This window comes from Streptomyces sp. NPDC058872 (genome assembly GCF_042743065.1).
GTDB lineage: Bacteria > Actinomycetota > Actinomycetes > Streptomycetales > Streptomycetaceae > Streptomyces.
In genome coordinates this window covers 76,988-92,617 of the sequence record NZ_JBHYMK010000003.1, presented here as the reverse complement: position 1 = coordinate 92,617, position 15,630 = coordinate 76,988, and the positions used below count along the sequence as shown (strand labels likewise).

9 protein-coding genes and 1 pseudogene are annotated in these 15,630 nt (G+C 69.0%); 4 read left to right on the top strand and 6 right to left on the bottom strand.

The window, feature by feature from the left end; translation table 11 throughout:
• Positions 1-62 precede the first annotated feature (62 nt).
• Positions 63-1,016, bottom strand: coding sequence for a poly-gamma-glutamate hydrolase family protein (locus ACFW22_RS02590; protein ID WP_386397754.1), 954 nt, complete (start codon positions 1,014-1,016; stop codon positions 63-65).
• Positions 1,017-1,209: 193 nt separating this feature from the next.
• Between ACFW22_RS02590 and ACFW22_RS02585 the strand changes: the two are divergent.
• A pseudogene (locus ACFW22_RS02585) lies at positions 1,210-1,898 on the top strand (tyrosine-type recombinase/integrase); the annotation flags it as partial.
• A 26-nt stretch (positions 1,899-1,924) separates the two neighbouring features.
• On the opposite strand, the gene ACFW22_RS02580 reads toward ACFW22_RS02585, so the two are convergent.
• The 4 genes from ACFW22_RS02580 to ACFW22_RS02565 form a co-directional block, all read right to left on the bottom strand.
• Positions 1,925-2,161, bottom strand: coding sequence for a helix-turn-helix domain-containing protein (locus ACFW22_RS02580; RefSeq protein ID WP_386397751.1), 237 nt, complete (start codon positions 2,159-2,161; stop codon positions 1,925-1,927).
• 14 nt (positions 2,162-2,175) lie between these two features.
• Positions 2,176-2,514 carry a helix-turn-helix domain-containing protein gene (locus ACFW22_RS02575; protein WP_386397748.1) on the bottom strand — a complete coding sequence of 113 codons (339 nt, stop codon included), beginning with the start codon at positions 2,512-2,514 and terminating at the stop codon, positions 2,176-2,178.
• Entirely contained in the window at positions 2,511-2,894 is a 384-nt protein-coding gene (locus tag ACFW22_RS02570; protein ID WP_386397746.1) for a type II toxin-antitoxin system RelE/ParE family toxin, read from the bottom strand. Before ACFW22_RS02570 ends, ACFW22_RS02575 begins: the two co-directional genes overlap by 4 nt.
• A 447-nt stretch (positions 2,895-3,341) precedes the next feature.
• Positions 3,342-3,773 (bottom strand): GntR family transcriptional regulator, encoded by a 432-nt coding sequence (locus tag ACFW22_RS02565; protein ID WP_386397744.1) that lies wholly within the window; start codon positions 3,771-3,773, stop codon positions 3,342-3,344.
• A 318-nt stretch (positions 3,774-4,091) separates the two neighbouring features.
• Between ACFW22_RS02565 and ACFW22_RS02560 the strand changes: the two genes are divergently transcribed.
• The 3 genes from ACFW22_RS02560 to ACFW22_RS02550 are packed head-to-tail and all read left to right on the top strand — an operon-like array spanning position 4,092 to position 7,338.
• Positions 4,092-5,846 (top strand): replication initiator, encoded by a 1,755-nt coding sequence (locus ACFW22_RS02560; RefSeq protein ID WP_386397741.1) that lies wholly within the window; start codon positions 4,092-4,094, stop codon positions 5,844-5,846.
• Entirely contained in the window at positions 5,843-6,031 is a 189-nt protein-coding gene (locus ACFW22_RS02555) for a helix-turn-helix domain-containing protein (protein ID WP_386397738.1), read from the top strand. The genes ACFW22_RS02560 and ACFW22_RS02555 overlap by 4 nt, the downstream gene beginning before the upstream one ends.
• Entirely contained in the window at positions 6,031-7,338 is a 1,308-nt protein-coding gene (locus ACFW22_RS02550) for a tyrosine-type recombinase/integrase (protein WP_386397735.1), read from the top strand. The genes ACFW22_RS02555 and ACFW22_RS02550 overlap by 1 nt, the downstream gene beginning before the upstream one ends.
• A 486-nt stretch (positions 7,339-7,824) precedes the next feature.
• On the opposite strand, the gene ACFW22_RS02545 is transcribed toward ACFW22_RS02550, so the two are convergent.
• A complete protein-coding gene (locus tag ACFW22_RS02545; RefSeq protein WP_386397732.1) occupies positions 7,825-15,180 on the bottom strand; it encodes a polymorphic toxin-type HINT domain-containing protein in 7,356 nt (2,451 codons plus the stop codon).
• Positions 15,181-15,630: the final 450 nt, after the last annotated feature.

The following is a 15,630-nucleotide window of genomic DNA, read 5'->3' as shown; positions in this document are numbered from 1 at the left end:
AGGGAAGCCGGAGCGGAGGCCTCGTCGCCTCCGTGCGGGCCGTTCCGCTCGCGGGGACCGCGCTACTGCGGGGCGTCGAGGCCGCGCTCGTGGCGGTCGATGGCCTCGCGCACGGCGTTGACGAAGCCGTTCCAGTACGCGGGGGCGTCGGGCGCGGTGGAGGATGCCACACCGGCGGTCCCCCGGCGGCCGGAGCCACTGCCGAAGGTGCCGAACATCGCCCTGCGCAGTTCGGTGGAGGTCTCCAGCTGGGCACCGGCTCCGGTGCGCGTCCGATTGACGATGTTGGTCGGGTCGTCGCCGTTCAGCTCGACGTTGGCGCCCGCGACGACCACTTCGACGCCCAGCGAGGAGTTCAGTCCGTGCTGGTCGAACGCCCACTCCAGGTTGCGGATCAGCCGCTGGTCCCGGCCGCCGATGAGGATCCGCTTGGCCATCGGGGCGTCATCCGGCTTGTAGCCGTGGAGGGAGACCGCATAGAGGTTGTTGCTGCAGACCGCCAGGGCGGCAGGATCGTCACAGTGGGTCGAGGTGACGTGGAGGGACTTGACGGGGGCGGGCCGGGACGCGGTCAGCGTCTCGAACATCCAGTAGTCACGCTGCACCGCGCCCGGGGTGCTCGTGTCCGGCGTCGGCTCGGTTCCGGGTTCGGCACGGTCGTAACCGGCGATGGTGAGGCACAGTTCGGTGGTGCCCGATTCGAGGCCGCCGCCGTGCGGGGCGATGATCGCCGTACTGCGGACGGGGGCGCTGGTGAGGACGCTGAGCGGGGCGGTTGCCGCGGGGTCCTTGGCGTAGTCGTTCAGGGTCACGGGGGCACCGCAACGGAAGCGGCGCATCCAGTTGACGCCCTCTTCGTAGTCGGTGCTGCTGTAGAGCGCCGCGTTCGACGCGAACTCCTCGGCTTCGGCCGCAGCGGCGGTGCTGCCGTTCCCCGCGAGGTCATTGAGCAGGGGCAGGGTGGCGGCCGCAGCCGCCACCGAGGTCAGGAGGGTACGCCTACTGGTGGAATTCATCCGTTGATCATCTCAACAGGACCGACTCGCCCCGCGAGGAGGCGGGCACGGTCCACCGGGCGGGCGGGGGACCCGCCGAAGTCCGGTGCCCGACGCTCGCACGTCCCACCCCTGCCCCTCACCGAAGCGGACGGGGCACCTGACGAGCCGCAGGCTCCAGCGGTAGTCGTCCGGCCCTGGGAACCACATCCCGCCGAGAAGTTTCCAGCCCCTCACTGCGGCAGCAGCCCGCCGGCCATCTCGGCACGGCCCGAACCGAGATCGGCTCCACGCGCTGCATGAACTCGCCCTCCGTGCCGGACTCCACAAGGGCGAACTCCTCGGTCTACGCCGGGAAGACCTCGATACCGGTATCGCTGCCGCCCGCCGCAACCTTCAGCACGCCAAGGCAGGCGGGCCCACCACGCCGCCCCCAAGATCTGGGCCCCTGAACGCCGCATCGCCCTCCCCGCCGGCTGCTTCCAGCCACTGAAGGTCCACCGCAAGCAGCAGCAGCGCGACCGTCATGCGGCAGGCACCGAGTGGCAGCACAACGGGCACGTGTTCACCACTCCCCAGGGCAGACCGATCGACCCGACCGACCTCACCCGCGCCTTCACCACGCTCCTCCGCACGGCCGGCCTCCGCCGCATCCGCTTCCACGACCTCCGGCACTCCACCGCCACCCTGCTCCTGGAACAGGACGTCGAACTCGTCGTCATCAAGGAACTCCTCGGCCACGCCCACATCGGCGTCACCGCCACCGTATACGCGCACGTACGCCTTCGCTTCCAGCGCGACGCCATCGACACCCTCAGCACCGCGCTCGACGGGCCAACGATCACCAAGACGGTCAGTACAGACGGCGACGAACCGCCGCCCTGCGCCGCCTTCGTCCGCTGATGTTGCCGGCAGCTACTGAGCCCGTGTCAAGCGGCTTTGTCGTGCGGGGTGAGGCTGATGCTCAGGTCGGCGCCGAGAGCCTGAGCCAGGCGGCGCAGGAGGGGAAGCGTGGGCACGGTCCCGCCGCCTTCGAAGCGGGAGATCTGCGGCTGCTTCATCCCGCACCGCTCGGCCAGCTCGGCCTGGGACAACCCGAGCTCGATGCGCCGGTCGTGGACGAGTTGCCCGAGCTCACGGGCGAGCGTGGAAGGCGGGTCCTGCATGATTCCTCCCCGCCTCAGGCCGCTGGGGCGACGATGGTGACGGTGGGCTCGTCTCCTCCGGCGAGGTGCACGTCCACCGTGAGGTCCAGTGCGCGGGCCAGGCGCATGATGACCGCAATGGGCGGCAGCTCGGTGGCCGTCTCGATGCCTTCGATGTCATCGACGCCGACGTGCATGCGCTCGGCGAGGTCGGCCTCGCTCAGGCCCAGCTGCTTACGCCGGTCGTAGACGGCCTTGCCCAACGTCATGGCGAGACCGGCCTCTTCGTAGACCCGGTCGTACTCGGCGTCAGCGTCCAGGTGTTCGCCCAGCAGCTGGCGGTGGCGACGGGTCCTCCATTCGCTGTGGTTCACCGGTTCTCCTTGAGGTTGCGGCTGTAGAGGTCGTGCTCGGCGGCGGCTTCATGCTCTGCCTCGCACAATCGCTGTGCGGCGTGGGCGCGGTCCACTTCGGCCTGCTCGCGCATCTTGGTCTTGCGGAACACGGTGAGCAGCACGACACGTCGGCCGGGCGCCAGCCAGTAGGTAATGCGCTGGTGAGCATCACCGAGACGGAAGCGCAGCTCGCGGAGCTTGCCGCCCAGATGGCGGGAGTGCGGTTCGTCGAGCGTGGTGGGCTGCTCGGCGAGCAGGTCAACAACGCGTTCGGCCTGCTTGTAGTGATGGGCCGGAATGTTCTCCAGCCACAGCCGTACCTCCGGCTCGATCTCGATCGAGTACCGCCCGCTGTCCATAGCGCCGATGATATATGGGCCGGGCTGATGCGTCGCCCAGTTTGGCGGCGCGGGCCGGGGCGGGAGGGGTCCGCCACGGGGGTGGGCCGCCGGGGCATCGCTCCCCCGCTGGAGGCGGTGCCGGCCACCGCCCTCGCTGAGCCTGCGCGACGCATGTGAAGGGTCGGCCCCTTGGCCGGCCCTTGCCTGCGATCCGGCCGTAGGACGGTCGTAGGCGATAGCTTGCTCCGCCAGGAGCCCGGCTCCGGTCATCCCGGTGATCCGGTTGGCTGCCGCTCCCGCAGCCCCACTACCGCTTCGGCTCGGTGCCTCCAGTAGCGCCTGATCGCGGGAGTAGACGGCAGGGTTTGCCGACGACGGCGGCCCGCTCAGGCGGGCGGTGCCCGCCTTGAACCTCGTAGAGAAAATCTGAACGCACCGTCCTGACCGGCGTCCCGGCACGGTGGGTCAGCGGCCCCGCTCGCCGCTGCCTGACTCCAGGGCCGCGATGCGGCCACGAAGGTCGGCAATCTGCTGAGCGGCCTCGGCCAGCGCACGTTCCAGCGCCTCGATGCGGGCCGTCGTCCCGGTGGCATGCGCGGTCGCCTCGGGGCCGTCGAGGTCATCAGCGTCGTCGGTGGCGTGGTCGTGGTGGGCGACGAAGGCGCCCTTGCCGGGGCGGGAGACCGCCCACCCCTCCTGCTTCAGCAGGGCCATGGCCTTCTGCACGGTCAGGCTCGACGCCCCGAACTCCCGCATCAACACGGCCTGCGTGGGCAACGCATCACCCGGCCGCAGCCCACCAGAGCGGATGCGCTCGCGCAGGGTCTCGGCGATGACCTCGAACGTCAGCGGCACCCCGCTGCCCGCCGGCCTGCGCCCGCGCCGCGTCGTCACCACGCCTGGTCACCCACGCTTTCCACGCCCTCTACCAGCAATATCCGGCCCGTCCAAGCCGGGAAACCGGCCCCACACTACCCGCGTCCCGCCACCCACAGAAAGGAATGAGGAGGGATGCAGTTGAATGCGCTGGTGGGGCGATGTTAACGTCACGCACCCGCCGGTGATCACCGCCGCGCCCCGCCGACCAAGCCCCCACCGGCCCCGGCCTCCGCGCCCACCTTCGAGGCGCCCCGTTCCCCCGTGAGCCGATCACTTCGGCCTTCCCACCGTCACGTCGTGCTGCTTCCGCACTCCCGCCGAAAGGCCCCGTTCCGCATGCCCGCACAGCTCCAACTCCCGTACACCGCAACCGTTCCAACTGCCTCGTGTCCATCGTCGGCGTTCACGACACCGACCTGCCCGGCGGACATCACCGCCTTGGCGGCAGGGCGGTCGGCGCTGGAGTGCCGCGCGAGGCTGACCGGCAGGCTGGCGAAGCTCGCCGCCGCCGGCCACCTCGCACCCCTCGCACGGCAGATCAGCACGCTCGGCGGCTGCGCGCACCCGATCCGCCTCGCCGGGCACCGCACCCGTCTGGACAGCGCGACCGGCGAGATCCTCGACCACTTCGACTCCAGCCGGCTCCCGGCGGGCGAACTGCTGGTCCGCTGCGGCAACCGCCGCGTCACCCGCTGCCCGGCCTGCTCCACTGTCTACCGGTACGACACCTACCAGCTCATCGCCTCCGGACTACGCGGCGGCAAGACCGTCCCCACCAGCGTCGCCGCGCACCCCCGCGTGTTCGCCACCCTGACCGCGCCCGGCTTCGGCCCCGTCCACAACCGGCCCGACACCGGCCGCTGCCACTGCGGCCACACCCACCCCGACGACGACCCGCTCCTCGGCACGCCGCTCGATCCCGACCGCTACGACTACGCGGGCGCCGTCCTGTGGAACGCGCACGCCCCAGCCCTGTGGGCACGCTTCACCACCCACCTGCGGCGGGAGATCGCGAAGGCGGCAGGGCTGACACAGCGGATCCTGCGGGACCACGCGACGCTCTCGTACGCCAAGGTCGCCGAGTACCAGAAGCGCGGCCAGGTCCACTTCCACGCCGTCATCCGCCTCAACGGACCCACCGGTCCCGCCAGTATCCCGCCCGCCTGGGCCACCACCCAACTCCTCGACCACGCCGTCCGCGCCGCCGCCACACGCACCCGCGTCCACCACGAGGGCGAACCGCCGAAGCAACCGCAGCCCGCCGGGGACATCCCCGCGCCCCAGCCCCAAAACTCACATCGGGGTGGGCGGTTGGTGTTCCGGTTCGGGCGGCAGATCGACGTCCGGCCGATCCGCAGCACGGACTTCACTGGCGGCCCAGTCACCGACCGGCACGTCGCCGCCTACATCGCCAAGTACGCCACCAAGGGCGCCGAGACCACCACCGGCACCCTCGACCGCCGACTCCGCTTCCTCGCCGAACTCGCCGGCCACGACATCACCGACCACGCCCGCCGAATGATCCACACCGCCTGGAGCCTCGCCACCGAACGCGCGCACGCCCACCTCCGTCTGCGCCAATGGGCCCACATGCTCGGCTTCCGAGGCCACTTCTCCACCCGCACCCGCCACTACTCCACCACCCTCGCCCACCTCCGAGCCGAACGCACCGCCTGGCGAACCAGCCGACCCGACACCCAGACCCCAGCCCCGGCATCGGCTGAGACGCAGGCCGGCCAGACGGACGGCACTCCGGTCAGTGACCGCGCCGGACACTCCACTGACCTGGCCGCCGGTCACCGACCCGGTCACGGTCATTCCACAGGTCACCGTCCCGGTCACCGCGATATCGCCGCACGGCCCGACGGCTCGGACACCACGCTGGTCATCTCCCACTGGCAATACGCCGGAAGCGGCCTCCTGCCCGAGCTCGAACACCTCGCCGATCTCCTGGCCGCGACACGGCAGACCCGACCCGAGCAACCGAACCGAACCCGACGCTCGGAACGCTCCAGTGACCGCTCCGGTCACCCGGTCGGTCACTCCACCGATCGGCTGACCAGTGCTGTCCGGGCGGGGGCCGTCGCATGACCGCCGACACGGAACTGCTGACGGTTCCCCAGGTCATGGCCCGCCTCCAGCTCGGCCGCTCGGCCGTCTACGACCTGCTCCGCACCCGCCAGCTCGCCTCGATCACCCTCGGCCGCGCCCGCCGCATCCCCGCCCACGCGCTGGCCGACTTCATCTGCACCCGCCTCGAACAGGAAGCCGCCTGATGACCACGCCCCGCGACAACCCCGTCTCCCGCCGCACCCGGGCCAACGGCGACGGGACCGTCTACCAGCGCAAGGATGGCCGTTGGGAAGCCGCCGGATACGTCCTCGCACAGGGCAACGCCCGTCGCCGGGTCCGCGTCTACGGCTCCACCCGCAAGGACGCCCTGGTCAAGCTCACCGAGAAGGTCGCCGCCAGCAACCGCGGCCTCCCCGTCCCCTCCGCGCAGGGCAGCGTGGCCGCGTACCTGACGTACTGGCTGGAGAACGTCGCCGTCCACCACCTCCGCGAGAACACCCACACCCGCTACACCGCCTGCGTCCACCGGTACCTGATCCCCGGCCTGGGCAAGAAGAAGCTCACCAAGCTCTCTGCCAAGGACGTCCGCACCTGGCTCAACCAGCTCCGCACCACCTGCCAGTGCTGCACGCGCGGCCTCGACGCCCGACGAGACGAGCCCCGCTGCTGCGCCGCCGGCCAGTGCTGCCACAAGCTGCTCTCCCCGCTGACGCTCACCTACATCCATTCCGTACTCAAGTCCGCCCTGGAGCACGCCGTCCGCGAAGAGGAGATCCCGCGCAACGTCGCCCGCAACGTCCGTACCGGCACCCCACGGCCCCGCCGCTTCGAACCCCTCACCGCCAGCGAAGCCCGCCAGTTCCTTACCGCCGCGGAAGGTCACCGGTTGCACGCGCTGTTCGAACTCGCCCTCCACACCGGACTCCGCAAGGGCGAACTCCTCGGCCTGCGCTGGGAAGACCTCGACCTCGACGCCGGCACCGCGGCAATCCGCCGAACCCTGCAGCGCACCAGCACAGGCGGCCTCACTACGCTGCCCACCAAGACCCGGGCCTCCGAGCGCCGCATCGCCCTCCCCACCCGCTGCGTCCAGTCGCTGAAGCTCCACCACGAGCAGCAGAAGCGCGAGCGGGAGGCCTCGGGTACCACATGGCAGCACAACGGGCGCGCCTTCACCACCGCGCAGGGCCGACCAATCGACCCGACCAACCTCACCCGCGCCTTCCTCACGCTCCTCCTAAAGGCCGGCCTCCGCCGCATCCGCTTCCACGACCTCCGCCACTCGACCGCCACCCTGCTCCTGGAACAGGACGTCGAACTCGTCGTGATCAAGGAACTCCTCGGCCACGCCCACATCGGCGTCACCGCCACCGTCTACGCTCACGTCCGACTCCGTCTCCAGCGTGGCGCTATCGACACTCTCAGCACCTCGCTCGGCAGCCCGGAGACCACCGAGACGGCCAACGGCGATGGCGATGAACCGCCATCCTGCACCGCCCTCGTCCACTGACGTTGCCGTCAACTACTGCCGTCACGACACGCAGAAGCCCCGCCAGGACGCACCTGGCGGGGCTTCATTTTTGCTGACGCGATCAGCTCTCCTTACGAGAGATATCCCATGTCAGCGCTTCGCCTGATCTCACGGTTACCCACGCTGCGGGGAACTCCAACAGGACACCACAGACCTCACCTACGGAATTATGGATATCCGAGGCTGAGATAATGATGTCGAGACCAGGGCTCCCGATCCCTTCCATCTCCTCGAAAGCCCATGACTCAATGGGCCAGCACCATGCGGGCAGCGCCGGCCACTGACCGTCAGTGACCTTGAGGGTCCAGTCTGTGTCGCAAGACAAGAGAATGGAAGGACCTGTGTCAAATAGGAATTCCACAGCCTCGACCGATGCGGCATCCTGGGAGTCATCCGCGAGGTACCTAACGCCAAGAGCAGCTCGCACGCGCTGCCCCGCTCGCAGGTTCGCTACTTTCCGTTCGGTCATTTCTTACACCCGCACGAGAAGGGACTAGCTTGCTCGAACCAGCCGTTTGGCTTACTCATTGGGAACATAGTGACGAACTGACCATCACCCTTCGTCACTAGAAGATCATTCCCTCTGCGGTAGAAGAAATAGTCGTTCCCGCCGCCATTCTTCGGATTCCACGGACCTTGCCGGACTTCGTCATGCGACCCGCGAACCTCTGCGATCTTGTCACGGAATCCCTGGCGGGCAGAGGCATCACCCGGGTTGAGGCCGTAGTCCTGAGCATGCTTGCCCCACTTCTTTCCGAACTGCCCCTCATCGATGGAAAACGCAGGACCACAGTTGCTGTTGTGAACGAGGACCGGAGTCTCGCCCGCCAGCACATAGTACGTGTGCAGGTCTGCGACGGTGAGATTATACGTATCCTGGTGAGCCTTATAAACCCGGACGCTCGTTACTGCTACATGTTCACCATCCGCAGCCAGGAGGGTCATGCCAGGCTGCAACTCATCGGCGTTGAGCCAGGACTCTTCAGATTCAACCCAGAAGGGGTGGTGACCAGTGGCGCGGAGGGGGCGCATTCCTTCCACCGAATTAACGAAAAGATCAACATAGATCTTATCGTCACTGGTGAATATGGTCGCGGTCACAGTCTTCCCTGCAGGCTTGCCTCCATCTGGATCGGCCGCTAGGACCTGATCACCGATTTCGACTTCCTCGATCGGCTTACTCGACCCATCGGCAAGCAGAACACGAGTTCCTGCCACAAAGCTATTACGAGGACACGGCGAGCTACTTCTTCTGCCGAAGCCGCCCAACCCCCCCACGGGACGCTCTCCAGGCCCCATAGCCATACCAGAAATCAGAAATGCGGCATTACTCGACACCGACTTAGGGCATCGAAAACTATTCCTCTGATTGCAGGCATGCCATTTCATTCTAGCCATGTGACTATAGAAAGCGCTTGACTGCTCCTCGTCTACAGGATCGGTGTACCAGCGCGCGATACACGATTCACCGCAATAGCTATCGTGGAGCTGCTCTGCCAGGCCAACCTTAAAAGCAGAGGCATCTGACCACGACTTGGGTACATTCACTCCAGGAAACACCGTCATGTATCCCGGAAAAATCTCCGGTCCAGTAGGCGATGCATGCCAGCCGCTAGTAGTCCACCAATTAGCGTTATAGCTGTCATTATCGCAACCTGTGCAGCCCCACGAGGAGTCATTAAGCGGCGCTCCTCCACTCTTCTGCGTGGGGGTGTTATTTCCGTACTGGGTACCGCCTCCACACTCGACTGGGGTAGCACACGCGGCAAGCCCACTCGGGTCAGAGAAGCTGACCGGACTCCCGTTGGAATACGAGTACCCGTTCATCTGGAGCGGGTCGGTGATGTCGAGGATCGGGTCGGCAGAAAGGAAGCGGCCGGTGTTCTGGTCGTATTCGCGGGCGCCGATGTGGGTGAGGCCGGTGGCGGTGTCGTCGATGCCGACGCCGAGGTAGCCGCGCTTGTTCGGCCAGTCGCTGGGCTTGGTGCCGCGGTACTCGCCGTAGGGCTTGCTGGCACGGCGGGTGACGGGCTGGGTTCCGCCGGCCTCGACCGCGGTGTGGGCGGTGCCGAGGTGGTCGGCGAGGAGGACGTTGATCTCGTGGCCGGTGGTGGACCGGTCGGTGGTGGTGCGGACGACCGTCGGTGCGCCGGGGTGGCCGTAGGAGCGCGAGGCGCGGGTGATGAGGCCGACGGAGTCGGTGGTGAGCTCCGTCTCGCCGAGGTAGAGGGTGCTGCCGGTGGGCGAGTTCTCCAGGATGCGGTTGCCCGCGGCGTCGTAGACGTAGGTGGTCTTGTCGTTGCCGATGGTGTTCGACTCGAGTTTCTGCTCGGTCGTCCACTTCAGGTTCTGGGTCTGGGTGCCGCCCTGGAGGGTGCGGGTCTTGGTCGTGCCGGTCGGGTTGTAGGTGTACGCGCTGCTCGTGCCCGGGGTGGGCGAGGTGGCGGAGAGCAGGGTGTGGGGCTGGGTGGAGCCGTAGGCGTAGGTGTAGGTGGTGTTCTTGCTGGTGTCGCCCGCCGGGTCGTGCTCCGTCATGGTGGCGCGGTTGCCGAGCCAGTCGAAGGTGAAGGACTGGTGGTAGGCGGCCGAGCCGGTGACGGCGGCGCCCGAAGCGACGGTGCCCGCGGCCGGTGCCGTGCCGGCGAGACCGGCGGGGGCGGTGGGGCCGGCCTGGGAGGGGGCGTCCGCGACGGGGCCTCCGGAGGGGGCTCCGTCGGTGCGGTGGCCCCAGGTGGCTCCCGAGGCCGACTTGCAGCCGGTCCCCTTGCCGTCGGGCGTGATGTTCGACGTCCAGGCGTTGATCAGTTCGCCCATGACGTCATAGGTGAAGCACTGGTTGTCCCAGGTCGTGAGGGTGGGGGTCTCCGCGTTCTGTCGGGCGCTCGCGGTGATGGTGCCGGAGGCGTCGTAGGCGTATCCGGTGTCGGAGACGCGGTGGGGGCCCGCGGTCTCCCGGTCGGTCACGGTGCGCTGGAGGCGGCCGGTGTGCTCGTCGACGAAGTTGGTCGTCCAGACCCGGTAGGGCTGGGCACTGGAGACGGCGCGCAGCACTTCGCCGTAGGGCGAGTAGGTGACGTCGGAGGTGTACCAGTTGATGCCGGAGGTGGACTCGGGCAGGCCGTCCGCGTCGTAGCGGGTGATGACCTTCTCGGCCGCCAGACCGCCCTTGGCGGGCAGGGTGACGGAGAGCGGCTTTCCGGTGGGCGTGTAGGCGTAGGAGTAGGAGTAGGTGCCCGACAGGCCGGTGGTCATGGCGTTGGCGGGGATGACCGTCTCGCTGCCGGTGGGGCGGTACTCGGTGTCGTAGCCGGTCACCCGCTCGACGTAGTCGCCGGTGGCGGTGTGCCGGGTGGACTCGTACGGGAGGCCGAGCGCGCCGGCCTTGTCGTAGCTGAACTCCTTGACCGGCGAGCTCGTCTTCGAGCCCTCGCGCACGGCGGTGACCCGCCCGAGCGCGTCATAGGTGGTGTAGACGTGCTGGCCGAGCGCGTCGGAGGTGACGGTGGGGCGGTCGGCGTTGTCGTACTGCGTCTGGGTGGTGCCGGTGTCCGGGTCGGTGGTCGAAGTGACGCGGCCCCGGGCGTCGTAGGCGTAGCTCCAGGTGTTGCCCGCGGGGTCGGTGACCCGGGTGCGGTTGCCTCGCTTGTCGTAGCCGTAGGTGGTGGAGCGGTAGGTGCCGGATCCGGTGTGGTGTCGGATCTCGGCGACGCGGCCGAGGTCGTCGGTGATGGTGGTGGTCGTGGGGGCGGTGGAGCCCGCGGGGTCGACGGTGACGCTGGTGTCGGCGTTGTACGTGGTGACGGTCGCGGCCTGCGGGGTGGACCCGTGGTAGGGCGTCTGCCGGATCGGGCGTTCCAGGCCGTCGTACGTGGTCTTGACGAGGCTGGGGACCAGCGACGGGGACTTGACCTTGAAGATCTCGGTGGTGGGCTCGCCCTTGGCCAGGTAGGCGCCGGTCTGTTCGGCGACCAGGCCGTGGTCGTCGTACTTGGTGTCGGCCACGATGCGGCCGGGGCCGTGGGCCTCGGACTGGGTCTGGACCTGGCGCAGCAGGCCGTCGTAGATCGTGACCTGACTGGCGTAGCCGCCGTCGTCCTTGAGGGACTTGACGGTGACGGCCGCGGGGAGGGCGTTTCCGTCGGGGGCGACGGAGGCGGTCTGGTAGGCGATCTCGACGTTGGGCGACTGCGTCCCCGTGGAGCGGGAGGCGGACCAGCCCTTGACCAGACGGCCGAGGTCGTCGTACTCGGTGCGGGTGACGCGGCCGTTGGGGTCGGTGACCGTCAGGGGCAGCGCCCGGCCGGGGTCGTAGGTCGTGGTGGTGGCGTGGCCCTTGGCGTTGATCGTCTTGGTGGAGGTGACCGGGCCTCCGGTGTCGCCGGGGACGTACTGGGTCTCGGTGGTGTAGGTGCTTCCGAGGGAGTCGCCTCCGGGGGTGGTGACGGTGCGGAGGCGGCCGAGCGGGTCGTAGGTGCTGGTCGTGGTGAGGGAGTGGGTGCTGCCGGTGCCGTCGATCCCGTCGACGGTGGTGACGAGGCCCTTGGTCGGGGTGGCGCCGTGGGCGAGGTTGTCGTAGCTGGTGCGGACCGAGCCCTTGAGTTCGGTGGCGGGGTCGGCGGTGGCCTGGTCGGCGCAGGCGGTGGCGGTGGCGCGGACCGTGGTGGGCAGGCCGATCAGCCACGCACCGGTGTTGTGGACGTAGGCGGTCTTGGTGCAGCTGGGGTCGGAGAGGGTCTCTCCGGTGCCGTTCGGTCCCGGCTTGACGACCACGGTCTCGACCTCGGTGGCCAGGCCGTAGGTGGGATCGCGCTGGAGGGTGGTGGTGCGGATCCCCCGCCACCCGGTGCCGACCGCCTGGATGGTGTCGGTCCTCTTGACGCCGGTGCGGTGGGCGGTCAGCGGGGTGAGGGCGGTGCCGTCCTCTGCTTCCCGGGGGCGCGAGGCGGTCTGAACCGCCTCGTCGGGGAAGGTGCGGGTGCGGCTGGTGAACTCGTCCGCCTTCTTGAAGGAGTTCTCGTAGACGAGGGTCTCGGCGGTCATGCCGGCGTACTGCGGGGCGTCGTCGGAGAGGAGGACGGTGCCGTCCACGGAGTCCTTGACCTCGCCGCCGGTGCCCTGGAAGTAGCGGGTGACGGACCGGGACTGCGTCGGGGAGTTGAGGCCGGTGGTCAGCCTCTTGTCGCCCTTGACGACGGTGACCTGCCGGTAGCCGCGCCAGTCGCTGTGGGTGCGCAGCGCGGGGCGGAGGAACTCGTCGTCGCTCTTGGCCCAGGCGGCGCCGGAGTAGCCGTACGCGGTCGTGACGGGCTGGCCGAAGAGGGTCGCGACCTTGTCGGTTTCGGTGACCGAGGCGACGACGTACTTGTTGAACCAGGCCTTGGCGGGGGTCTTCTCCTCGCCGTCGGGGGACCAGCGGACCGGGTAGCAGGTGCCGTTGGCCTTGCCGAGGTCGGTGGCGGGCTGGAAGCGGCAGCCGCCCGTGTACTGGACCTCGATGTCGGCGCCGCCCTCGGTGGCGATGACGCCGATGCGGGGCCGGGTGAATCCGGGCCGCTTGTCGTCGGGACCGCTGGGGACGAGGTTGGGCAGCTGCTTGTCCAGCGGGTAGCTCTTGAGCGCGAGGGGGGAGCGGGTGCCGACCGTGTAGGGGCCGAAGCTGACCCCGTCCTTGGACTGGAGGGTGCCGCCGCCGTTCTGGGGGGTGTCGCCGGGGCCGTAGCCGGTGCGGGTGAGGGAGTTGAGCCAGAGCCCCGGGGAGGAGTCGTACCAGTCCTCGGGGAAGGAGTGGTGCAGGGTGTACCTGTCGACGTACCCCAGGCCGGTCTGGCCGGGGCGGGCCGCCCTGGTGGTGACGGTGTCGAGGCGGAGCCGGGTCCAGAAGCTGGGGAAGCCGGGGCAGAGCTTGGAGGTGGCCTTGCAGTTCAGCGAGCCGGGGGTGTCCCACCAGGGGCGGTAGGCGCCGGGGTCGTCGGTCTTGTCGAAGTTGGCGGCGGCGCAGGCGGTGTCGGACTTCAGGCAGCGCTGCTTGACGCCGAACTCGACGGTGGCGGAGGGCGCGGTCAGGTCGGCGGCGCGGAGGCCGTACTCGATGCTGGTGGGGTAGGCGGCGCGGGAGTACTGCTCGGGGTTGGCGCGCTTGTCCCGCACGGCGTAGTGGTTCGTCTCCTGCTTCCAGTTGACGATCATGACGTTGCCGTGGACGTCCTCGACCTTGTCGAGGCCCCAGCGCCAGGCCTGCTGCTTGCCGGCGCCGCAGCGGGAGTCGGCGAAGGATGTGGCGTGGCAGGGCTCGCCGGGGTGGTTGCCGAAGACGGGGACGGTGGAGACGGAGTGGGTGTCGGCGTGGCCGCCGCCCACCTTGTTGAGGCCGAAGTGGTACTTGGTGCCGTCGGTGGTGGTGACGGTCCAGTACTCGCCGTTGTCGTCGCCGTTGGCGCTGCTGCCGGTGCTGTGGATGCGGCGCTCGACGCGGGTGCCGTCGTCCTTCGCGGGGCGGTAGACCTCGGTGTCGGACTCGGGGTCGCTGCCGGCGCCGGCGTCACGGACGAGTTCGGTGGTGCTGCCGCCGAGGGACATCACGGCGTTGTAGGACACCCAGCACAGGTCGCTGGTCTCGTTGGCCTTGGCGGTGTTGTTCGGGGTGCCGGCGGCCAGTTCGTGGGTGTCGTCCTTGCAGCTGCGGTAGCGGCGCTCGATGTAGCCGGGGTTGTAGTCCCAGCCCTCGCCGATCCAGGAGGCCTGGGGCGTGGAGACCGCGGTCTTCCCATCGACGGCCTGCGAGCTGTAGGAGAGCGTGACGTTCGGCGCGGGGCCGGCCGGGGCGGGGGGCACGGCCATCGGGTACGACCAGGTGAACGCGCCGGAGGAGCCGCCCGCGCTCCACGTGCCGCTGGCGGCGAGCGGGGTGGCCTTGAAGGAGCCGCCGGGGCCGGCGCCGGAGTCGACCGCGCCGATGACCGCCTTGTCCCCGCCCGTCGCCACGGGGGTGGCGGTGGTGTACGAGGCCTGCATGATGGCGGGGCCGGACCGGGTGGAGCGGGTGGCGAAGACGGGGGTGGCGGTGCCGTCCGCAGCGGTGTCAACGGTGGCCGTCAGCGTGTGGGTGACGGGGTCGTTGGTGGTTTCGAGCTCCTGGTACTCCTGGCACGCCTCTTCCAGCGGCGTGGTGAGGTAGCACTCGGGGAACTGGACCAGGCGCAGGCGCGAGGCCCAGTCCGCGCCGTTCAGGTTCTCGAAGGTGTCGTAGGTGACTCCGACGGAGATGGGCACGGAGCCGGTGGCGGGGGCCTCCACGGTCACGAGGGTGCCGACCTTGAGGACGTCCTCGACGCCCTGGCCGATCTCGCCGCCCCGGTCGACGACGGAGGCCTGCCAGGTGCCAGTGGGGGCGGGCTGTCCCTCGGCCTGCCCCAGCAGGACGGGCACGTTGGGGACCGGGGAGAGCGGGACCTCCTCGTCCTCCGCCGCCGTCGCGGTGAAGGCGGCGGGGCTGACCGGCGAACCGAAGGTGATCGTTCCGGTGTCAGCCGCCGGGGTGGTCGTGGTGTCGGCGGGCACCTGCTGGAGGTCGTCGGGGACCTCCACCTTCAGCTTGTCGACGTCCTTCTCGAAGGTCTGCCCGTCGACGGGCTCGTCGACGGCGATGGCTTCGAGGTCGAGGGGGTCCGCGCTGAGGGTCTCGCGCCCGGTTTCGACGTTCGCCGGGTCGGGCGGCACGGCCAGGGACTCGGCAGGCAGCAAGCCCACCAGCAGGGCGGCGCCGAGGGCGGGTATGAGCGTGCGGCGGGCCCGGCTGCGGGCATGCCGATGACGAGCGAACAAGGCGAGGTCCCTCCGGACCACTTGGGGCGGCAGCCGGAGACGGACCGCGGACGATTGCACTTCAGATCATGGAGATTCTGCGACTACTCCGTGAAGGAACACCAGAGTTGGCACGACACACGTGATGATCGTCACGGAATGCAACGGATCAGTTTGCACTAGTCGGCACCTATCGAACTCCCCTCGCCATAAGCGCAGGCCAGTGGAGCAATCAGAGGGAATGCCGTGATCGGTGCATCGGATGACTAAGTACCCGATCGCAAAGACCCTTCCTGGCATTTTCTCCCGTTTCGCCCTCCGGCAGATCGGAAGCAGCCCTGCCCGACACGCCTCCCCGCCCCCTGGCGCCTCATGCGTCGGGGCAGGTGGGACCGGTCCGGGGACTTCTGACGCGGGGTGACGGAGCGGAGTTCATGGGACATCATCGGCTCGCCCAGCCATGCCCGCGCG

Coding starts and splice junctions, on each gene's coding strand:
- ACFW22_RS02590 (WP_386397754.1), bottom strand. CDS start 1,016: ATGAATTCCACCAGTAGGCGTACCCTCCTGACCTCGGTGGCGGCTGCG.
- ACFW22_RS02580 (WP_386397751.1), bottom strand. CDS start 2,161: ATGCAGGACCCGCCTTCCACGCTCGCCCGTGAGCTCGGGCAACTCGTC.
- ACFW22_RS02570 (WP_386397746.1), bottom strand. CDS start 2,894: ATGGACAGCGGGCGGTACTCGATCGAGATCGAGCCGGAGGTACGGCTG.
- ACFW22_RS02560 (WP_386397741.1), top strand. CDS start 4,092: ATGCCCGCACAGCTCCAACTCCCGTACACCGCAACCGTTCCAACTGCC.
- ACFW22_RS02555 (WP_386397738.1), top strand. CDS start 5,843: ATGACCGCCGACACGGAACTGCTGACGGTTCCCCAGGTCATGGCCCGC.
- ACFW22_RS02550 (WP_386397735.1), top strand. CDS start 6,031: ATGACCACGCCCCGCGACAACCCCGTCTCCCGCCGCACCCGGGCCAAC.